Source organism: Inquilinus sp. (assembly GCF_057815775.1).
This window is the reverse complement of the sequence record NZ_JBYRFX010001012.1, coordinates 1-5,457: the sequence shown is the minus strand read 5'-3', so window position 1 is coordinate 5,457 and position 5,457 is coordinate 1. Positions and strand designations below refer to the sequence as shown.

Genomic DNA, 5,457 nt, shown 5'->3' with positions numbered 1-5,457 from the left:
GATACCCGTCGATCGGCCAGCCGGCGGTGTGGGCGATCTCCTTGACCAGCTTGCGCGTGTCGCTGCCGGACAGGCCGAGAATGAGCGGCAGCCGGCATTCCTCCGCCGCGATCGCGACCACGCGCTCGGTCTCATCGGCATCGAGCGTCATGCCCTCGCCGGTGGTGGCGGCCAGGATCAGCCCGTCGACCGGGCCGGCGGCATAGTGCCGGACCAGCCGATGCAGCGAGGTCTCATCGAGGGCGCCGTCGCGGAACGGAGTGATCAGCGGCAGCCAGAGGCCGGCCGGGGCGGGAAGAGAGTTGGGAAGGGGCATCGTTCGTCTCCTGGGGCCGGAGACGGGGATGGCGCAGAAATGACAAGACCCCGTCCGAACCGGCGGGGTCTGGTGGATCCTGAAGCGCGCGGCGTGTTACCGCGGGCAGTGATCTCCGGTCCCCGCAAGCGGGGTTTTTTTGGCTGTGGCGAAGAGGGAGCGGCCGGAGGTCATGGCCGGACAGTCGCCCGCCGCCGGCGGGACTGTCAAGCGGTGCCTCCTACCCGGGCCGCTTCGCCTGACATTTCGTCGCTGCCGCGGCCCGGGCGACGCTTTGCCATAGCCACCGATCGCGCCGCTGTGCAGTCTTTGCCGAAGATTCCCCGGCCCCGAACGCCGCTGAGAGCGTGACGGGGCATGCCTGAAAGGAGCGATCGTGATTTCGATCCGTCAGCAAGCCCTCGGCATTGTCGCCGCCGCCGCGTTGGCCGGGGTGGCCATGGGCGCCGCCCTGGCCGCCCCCGTGCCCGTGGAACCGGCGGCGCAGGCCTTCAGTGTCGGCCAGTTCAAGCTCTTCGCGCTGCGCGACATGCAGAACGTCCTGCCGAATGACGGCAAGGTCTTCGGCAAGGATGTCGGGCCGGAGAAGGTCGCCGATGCCCTGAAGAATGCGGGCCAGCCGACCGACAAGATAACCCTGGATGTCGATGCCCTGCTGGTGCAGACGCCGGACCGCGTGGTGCTGCTCGACACCGGCCTCGGCCCCAAGGTCGGCGGCGTGCTGATGCAGAGCCTGGGCAAATCAGGCGTCCAGCCGGACCAGGTGACCGACATCCTCATCACCCATGCCCATGGCGACCATGTCGGCGGCCTGGTCACCGCCGACGGCAAGCCGGCCTTCCCGCATGCGGCGATCCATATGTCGGCGACCGAATGGCAGTGGATGCAGACGATGCCGAACTTCAAACCGATGATCGACGTCATCGGCCCGTCGGTGAAGACCTTCAAGCCCGGCGACACGGTCATCCCCGGTTTCAGCTCGGTCTCGCTGCCCGGCCACACGCCGGGCCATGTCGGGTATGAGATCACCTCGGACGACCAGCACTTCATCGACATCGGCGACATCGTGCACAGCTCGATCGTCTCGCTGGAAGAACCGGTCTGGGGCATCGGTTACTACACCGATCTCGCGCAGGGCCGCATCACGCGCGAGAAGGAGTTGGCCAAGCTCGCCGGGAGTCACGAGCAGATCTTCGCGCCGCATTTCCCATTCCCGGGCGTCGGCACGATCGCCCGATCCGGCGCGGGCTATGCCTGGCACCCCTCGAGCTTCTGACGGCCTCCTGTGAGATCATGCCGTCCGCTCGCCCAGGGTGAACACGGTGCGCTGGGTGCTGTCGTCCCTGGGCCAGGCCTGTTCGACCTCGGACAGCGGGACGGGTGTGGCGGCGATCGCGAAGCCGCCGGGCACGGTGGCCTGCAGCAGCCCGCCGACGGCGGCGACGAGGCGGTCCAGCGACAGGCTGCCGATGCCGCTGCCCATCAGCTCGATCGCCGAAGACCGCAGCACGGCGCCGGGCAGGGTGATGTCCGCCCCGCTGATCGCGCCGACCTGGACGAAGCGGATGGGCACGGCGTCCGCACCGGCCCGGGCAGCGGCGGTGAGAAGGCTCTCGGCGCTGCGGCCCCAGAGATAGTCGATGACGACATCCACCCCGGCGGCGAACTGCTCCTCGAAGCGGGCCGCCACGGCAGCCTCGTCCCCGGCCAGCGGGATCGTTACATCGGCGCCGAGGGCCGCGACCTCGGACAGGGCGTCGGCATTGCGGCCGGTGGCGATGATCTTCTTCGCCCCGAGGTGCTTGGCGATCTGCACGGCGAGGCGGCCCGACGTGCCGGTGGCACCGTTGACCAGCACGGTTTCCCCGGCCTTGAGCCGGGCGCGCTCGGTATAGGCGGCCCAGGACGACATGCCGGGGTTGGCGATGGCCGCCGCCGTCACGTCGTCGATGCCGTCGGGCAGGGGCAGGCAGTGCGCCGCCGGCACCACGGTCTGCTCCGCCATGCTGCCATAGGGCGCTCTGGGCATCACGAAATAGACCCGGCGTCCGTCATCGAGCCGGCCGACGCCGTCGATGCCGACGATGAAGGGGAAGCGGCCGGACGAACTGTAGTGCCTGCCGGAGACCCGGCTTTTGACGACATGGCTGATGGCGGCGGCGATGACCCTGATGCGGGCTTCGCCCGGGGCCGGCACCGGCTCAGCGAACTCCTCGTAGACGGGCGCATGCCCGGCCTCCCGCACGATTGCGGCCTTCATGACGGTTTTCCTTTCGGCCTCACTATATGTGTAGGATGCACATATAGTGAGGGTCGATGATGCCGCCAAGCAAAAACGTGCAAAATACACATATCAGTGGACAGCTCCGCCAGCTGCACGGGGCGGTGCTGGATATCGTCGGGGTCATGAACCGGCCGCAGCGCGACGAGCTGCTGATCCGGGCAGCCGGGATTCCGCTCGACCGGGCGCTGTTCCCGCTGCTGGTCGGCATCGAGCGGTTCGGGCCGATCGGCGTGGTGGAGATGGCCGACCGCGTCGGTCGCGATTACACCACCGTCAGCCGCCAGGTCGCGAAACTCGAAAGCCTCGGCTTGGTCGAGCGCCGGGGCAGCCCGGTCGATCGCCGGGTGCGTGAGGCCATCATCACCCCGAAGGGCAAGGCGATGACCGACCTGGTCGATGCCGCGCGTGACCGGATCGGCCGCGCCGTCTTCGAGAGCTGGGATGCGCCCGACATCGACGCGCTGGTGCGGCTGATGCGGCGGTTCGCGGATGCCATGAAGGCCGACCCGCCGGTCGTGGCGGATGAGGCGGCCAGGCCGACGGATTGATCAGACGGCGGTATTCCTCGGGTCAGACCCGGCCCCAGGCCTGGACGAACAGCTTGTCGATCAGCAGCGTCTCCGGCGCCTGCAGGTGGGCGGCCAGTGCGGCGCGGTGCCGGCGCAGCGCCATCGTGGTCAGCAGGCCGGCGCCGACCACCCGGTCCTCCAGGGTGTCCAGCAGCGACAGCAGATGCATCCGCCGGTGTTCGCCGGGGGCGGCGGCGCGGGCATGAATCTTGACCTGGACATCCTGCACCCCGGCCGCCCGGAGATAGCCCGGCAGGGCGCGGCCGACGAACAGATCCGCGCCTTCGGCCGTCAGAACCGTGTGGGCGGCGTCGAGCAGCACCGTCCAGGACGGGTGCATCGGCGCGCAGGTGTAGGACAGGTCGTCAACATCCTCGAGGACGATGATCCCGCCCGGGCGCAGCAGCGACGCCATCTCGTCGACCAGGGCTTGGGGCTCCGCGATCTCGGCCATCACCAGCCGCTCATGCACCAGGTCGAAGGTGCCCGGCTCGAGGCCCGAGGCCAGGGCGTCGCCCTGCACCACGGCGACGTTGCGCAACCCGCGCAGCGCCATCTCCGCCCGCGCCATGGCCACCAGCCGGGGCTCGCGCTCAACGCCGATCACCGCGCCATGGGCGCCGATCCGTTCCGACAGCAGGTCCAGGATGCCGATCGCGCCGCAGCCGATATCGGCGGCATGCCAGCCGGGCCGCACGCCGATGGTGTCCAGTAGCCAGCGCGACTGCGGCTCGAATTCCAGCGCCTGGGCGACGAGCCGCATCTGCTCCATCACCGCCGGACTCGGTGCATACGCTGTTGCCTGTCGAGATCCCATCGAACCCCTCGCTTCCTGACGGAGGCGAGATTTAAGTCAGGGGCATTGCACCGGAATGTCAGCCCGGCTGCGGTGCGTTACTGCCGTAATGCCGTGTCGTCAGAGCGGGAGTCGGACGGCACAGCGCAGCCCGCCCATCGGCGAGGTCGACAGCAGCAGGTCGCCGCCATGGCTGCGCGCCACGTCGCGGGCGATGGCCAGGCCCAGCCCGGTGCCGCCGGTGTCCTGGTTGCGTGATTCGTCCAGGCGGACGAAGGGCTTCATGGCCTCCTCGCGCCGGCTGACCGGGATGCCGGGGCCGTCGTCATCCACCATCAGCACCACGGCATCGGCATCGGTGACGGCGGACAGCCAGATATGCCGGGCGTGGCGCCGCGCATTGGACAAGAGGTTCATCAGGCAGCGCCGCATCGCTTCGCGCCGCAGCGGCAGGACCGGGCTGTCCGGCGCATCCAGCGTGATGTCGGCGCCCTCGCGCCGCGCCGCCACCACCACCTCTTCCAGGAAGGCGGCAAGGTCGGTCGGCGCCGGTGCCTCGGTGCCCTCGCCGCGGGCGAAGGCGAGATAGGCGTCGATCATCTGCCGCATCTCATCGACATCGGCGCGCAGCTCGTCGATGTCCGGCCCGTCGCCCAGCATGGCCAGCTGCAGCTTCATCCGGGTCAGCGGCGTCCGCAGGTCGTGGCTGATGCCGGCCAGCATCTCGGTCCGTTGCTGGATCTGGCGGCGGATGCGGTCGCGCATCTCGATGAAGGCCTCGGCCGCCTGCCGGATCTCCTCGGCGCCATGCGGCCGGAACCCGGGCAGGTCGCGGCCCTTGCCGAAGCGGTCGGCCGCGATCGCCAGCCGCCGGATCGGCCGGATCTGGTTGCGCATGAAGATGATGGCGACCGCGAACAGGATGACGGTCGAGCCGAGCATCGACAGGATGAAGACCGTGGTCGTGTAATTGGTCAGGCGCGTCGACGGCACGCTGATGGTCAGCACGCCGCCCGGCAGTTGCATGCGGACCAGTTCCTTATCGTCGTCCGGGGCGCTCTCGACCGTCAGGTCATAGGGCTGGGCGGCCCGGATGGCGCGAAACAGGGCCCGCTGGCTATCGTCCAGCCCGCCGGTGCTGGTCGACCCCAGCTCGGCATCCTGGTCGAAGGAATAGGTCAGGCCGGTGTTGCGCTGGGCCCGGTCGAACACCGCGCCGCGCCCAACCGGCGACAAGCCCTGGTTCATCTCCTCGATGGTCAGGGAGATCTCGCCGGCGACAGTCCGGGCGAAGCGCCAGGTGATCACGTCAATGTGGCGGCCGAAGAACATGTAGGTCGCGATTGCCTGGGCCAGGATCACCGGGGTGACGATGATGACCAGGGTCCGGCCGAACAGGGTGCGGGGCAGGAACCGCTTCAGCGCCCGCAGCCCGAGTGGGCTGGTCGGGCGGGGGAGGGCGCGGGCTCGGATCATCCGTCGGGTCTCAGCA

Annotated in this window: 6 protein-coding genes; 2 read left to right on the top strand and 4 right to left on the bottom strand. The window is 69.3% G+C overall.

The genetic code is table 11. The features are described 5' to 3' along the window. The coding region (locus AC3XYG_RS36130) for a dihydrodipicolinate synthase family protein (protein ID WP_489144732.1) at positions 1-316 on the bottom strand (316 nt) is incomplete at its 3' end. A 376-nt stretch (positions 317-692) separates the two neighbouring features. Between AC3XYG_RS36130 and AC3XYG_RS36125 the strand changes: the two genes are divergently transcribed. Then, complete coding sequence (locus AC3XYG_RS36125; RefSeq protein WP_489144731.1) at positions 693-1,592, top strand: MBL fold metallo-hydrolase; 900 nt, start codon at positions 693-695, stop codon at positions 1,590-1,592. A 15-nt stretch (positions 1,593-1,607) separates the two neighbouring features. Here AC3XYG_RS36125 and AC3XYG_RS36120 read toward each other — a convergent pair whose 3' ends face one another. After that, entirely contained in the window at positions 1,608-2,576 is a 969-nt protein-coding gene (locus AC3XYG_RS36120) for a quinone oxidoreductase family protein (RefSeq protein ID WP_489144730.1), read from the bottom strand. Positions 2,577-2,701: 125 nt separating this feature from the next. On the opposite strand from AC3XYG_RS36120, the gene AC3XYG_RS36115 reads away from it, so the two are divergent. Further along, positions 2,702-3,148 (top strand): MarR family winged helix-turn-helix transcriptional regulator, encoded by a 447-nt coding sequence (locus tag AC3XYG_RS36115; RefSeq protein WP_489144729.1) that lies wholly within the window; start codon positions 2,702-2,704, stop codon positions 3,146-3,148. A gap of 22 nt (positions 3,149-3,170) precedes the next feature. Here AC3XYG_RS36115 and AC3XYG_RS36110 read toward each other — a convergent pair whose 3' ends face one another. Beyond that, on the bottom strand, positions 3,171-3,932 hold the full coding sequence (locus AC3XYG_RS36110) for a methyltransferase domain-containing protein (protein ID WP_489144728.1): 762 nt from the start codon (positions 3,930-3,932) through the stop codon (positions 3,171-3,173). 153 nt (positions 3,933-4,085) lie between these two features. Beyond that, positions 4,086-5,457: ATP-binding protein (locus tag AC3XYG_RS36105; protein WP_489144727.1), on the bottom strand; the 1,372-nt coding region annotated here is incomplete at its 5' end.